General features: G+C 44.1%; 2 protein-coding genes. Both read left to right on the top strand.

Annotation, left to right across the window (positions count from 1 at the left end; all coding sequences use genetic code 11):
• The first annotated feature begins 150 nt into the window (after nucleotides 1-150).
• A complete protein-coding gene (drmB, locus tag A3750_RS10770; protein WP_068548261.1) occupies nucleotides 151-2,061 on the top strand; it encodes a DUF1998 domain-containing protein in 1,911 nt (636 codons plus the stop codon).
• A gap of 1 nt (nucleotide 2,062) precedes the next feature.
• A partial coding sequence (locus A3750_RS10765; protein ID WP_068548260.1) for a DNA/RNA helicase domain-containing protein occupies nucleotides 2,063-2,960 on the top strand: 898 nt, incomplete at its 3' end.

Raw genomic sequence — 2,960 nt, 5'->3', positions numbered from 1 at the left:
CGAAACATCCCCCTGCATTAAAATATTACGGAAAAATGTCAACGCATCAGGAAAAGGTTCTTTTGCCGAGAAAACGCGGTGAAACGGGTGTTGGTATTGTTCCTATGACTTCAATGAGGGGAGTAGATGCAGACGTGGGGGTAAAGATCGATGGCTGATTTAAAATTACGGAGAGGTCAGATCTTTACATCATTCGGGCCGGGATCAATTGTTGATTTTGAGGGTGTTGGGTTTGCAATAAAAGACACGGGATGTTGGTTGAAGCCTAAAAAAGAACTTGCTTTGGAACGCTTGAGTCAGCAGGTACAAGGACGAGAGCTTAGAGGCATCGCTGATGAAAATGATATCTCCGTTCCAGTTGTCTATTTCCCTACTTGGTTTCATTGCCCTCGCTGTAAGCAGCTACAGCGATGCTACAAAAAAGATGTGAATTTAGATTATGGACATGCGCCAAAGTGTAGCAATAGTGCCTGTAAAAAATCAGATTTGGTACCCATGAGGTTTGTCGCGTTTTGTGACAATGGACATCTTGGAGAGATTAATTGGGGGCGTTGGGCACATAGTAATACGAGGGGGGTCGAAGCGACTTGCTCGAGAGAAGATCAACTTGAATATCATGCAGGTGGTGCCGCCGGTGGCGACTTTGATCAAATGTATGTGAAGTGCAAAGCCTGTAACTCTGAGAGAAATTTTTCGGATTTATTTTCCAAGCCGTTAGGGCGAGAAATTGTTGGTGCTAAAGGACAAAGTTGCACAGGGCGTCAGCCATGGTTTACTCGCTCACACGAACCTGATTCGTGCGACCGTCCTATGCGGTGCGAGCCTAGAGGAAGCACATCAATATACCTGCCAAAAGTATTGTCAGCTTTGGACATTAGTTCAGATACTTCTAGTAGTTTTGGGGCCGGCCCCACATTTGCGGCTCACGAAATTGACGTCACAAGAGAGGCTTTACAACGTCTAAAGGACTCTGGAGAAGTAGATGTTGATATTCGGAAAAAACGATTTGAGTCTTTTTTGCTTAGAACTGCGAACCCGGGGAACTTTAAAAATTACTTGTCTGCGCTTAATTTTGTTAGCAAAAAGTTAATGGATGTTCGCAGTGCTGATGAAATTTACCAACTGTTTTTGTTTGTTGAAAACGATAATGAGGGGGCTGATTTAGAGCCGGCGGGAGAGAATGGGTCTTTACAGGAGATTGATGAGGGTGTTGCTCAGCGCAATCTTCTAGAAGAGGAGTTGACTGTTTTTCGAAACGGTATAGATGTTGATGAGGACAATTTTAATCTCAGTTTCGTACCTATTGATGCAGAATATGGAAGTGAAGCTCAGTTAATTTTTTCTTCTATTGGTCGCGTGCGGCGTTTAAGGGAAGTTCGTGCATTTATAGGTTTTAAGCGAGGCAAGGGTGATCGCCTTCAGTCCTCTGATTTATCAAAGTTTCAATCATGGGTGCTGGCAAACGAGTGCTTTGGTGAGGGTATTTATTTTGAGCTAAATAAAGACATGCTCTCAGGCTATATGGGGAAGCATGCAGACGCTATTCACAATCTCACCTCTCGTCAGATTAACTCGGCTGAGGCCTTAAAAGAGCAAGGCCGACTGGGTTTAAGTCCAAACCCATTGTTCATTCTTACCCACACGATCTCGCACAACCTCATCAATTTGCTGACCTTCGAATCGGGTTATTCATCTTCTTCACTGCGAGAACGAATCTATATTGATGAGAGCGATAACTACGCAGGGATTCTAGTATATACGACGGATGCTGACGCGGAGGGAACTTTGGGAGGTCTTGTAGATATGTCCGACCCCTCCAAGATTAATCGGGTTGTTAGAAGCATGATTGAGAATGTAAGTTGGTGTTCGGGTGATCCTGTTTGCCGTGAAACTGATCAACAGGGCGTTCTAGGTTTGAACCACTCTACCTGTCATTGTTGCGGACTGGTTTCTGAAACAAGCTGCACAGAACACAATGTGTTCTTAAACCGAATGTTGATTGCCGGCAGAGGTACCGGGTCCGAATCTGTGGGTTGGTTTAAGTATTTGGAGCTTTTGTAGCATGGCAGCGCTCTTACCAGACTTTTCACAGCTTGATAATGATCAGGCAAAAGTGTTCCTAAACGTTCCTAAAAAGGGTGCAGCTATTGTGACGGGTCCTCCAGGCACGGGAAAGACAGTCGTAGCACTCTATCAGGCGATGCGTTTAGCTAAAATGAAACGCTCAGTTTCTTTGGTTATGCACTTCAAGGTCCTGCACCGCTTCACGAGGGAGGCGCTTGACAGCGCTGGTAACGTCCAAGTCCTAAAAACAAAGCAATGGGTCGACTCCTGGTATAAAGAAGTTTTCAGGAGACGCGCGCCTTACGATAGGTCAGCGTATGCCGCAGATTATGCAAAGATTATTGAAGGTCTTCGATTGTTGCCAGACAAAGACGAGTCAAACCACCTAGACATAGATCTAATTATTGATGAAGGACAAGATTTACCTCCGAAGTTTTACGAGATGCTCCGCATTGCCAAGCTAAAAGGGGTTGGTCCTCGCAGTGTTTTGGTGTTTTGTGATCAGAATCAGACGATTAATGAAAATGGTTCAGATATTTCTACTATTTCTGCTGAGTTAGAGGTCTCGATTCAAGGCGGAAATCAATTCCGCCTATTTAAGAATTACAGAAATACGAGAGAGATTGCAGAGTTTTCTCGTTTCTTTCAAAGCTCTACTCACTTGTTTAATGCATCTGAATTGCCTGATCGAGTTGGAGGAACAAAGCCAGCGATTATTATTTCTATGACTGATGACCCTTTCCTGACTCAGTTGGGCAATATCAGTCGATCGGGTTCGCATAAGATTGGAGTAATTGTTTTTGGTCGAAATAATAGGGTCAAAGATCTCTACGACCAAATTTCAGCAGTGCTCACGAATTCTCGTATTCCCGTGCAAACATATATATCCAACTACA

This window comes from Oleiphilus sp. HI0079 (assembly GCF_001635105.1).
Note: the sequence above shows the minus strand (reverse complement) of the source record. Positions and strands in the feature narration are given on the sequence as shown.

Excerpts from the sequence above, each read along its gene's own strand:
- drmB (WP_068548261.1), top strand. The coding sequence starts at position 151 with ATGGCTGATTTAAAATTACGGAGAGGTCAGATCTTTACATCATTCGGG.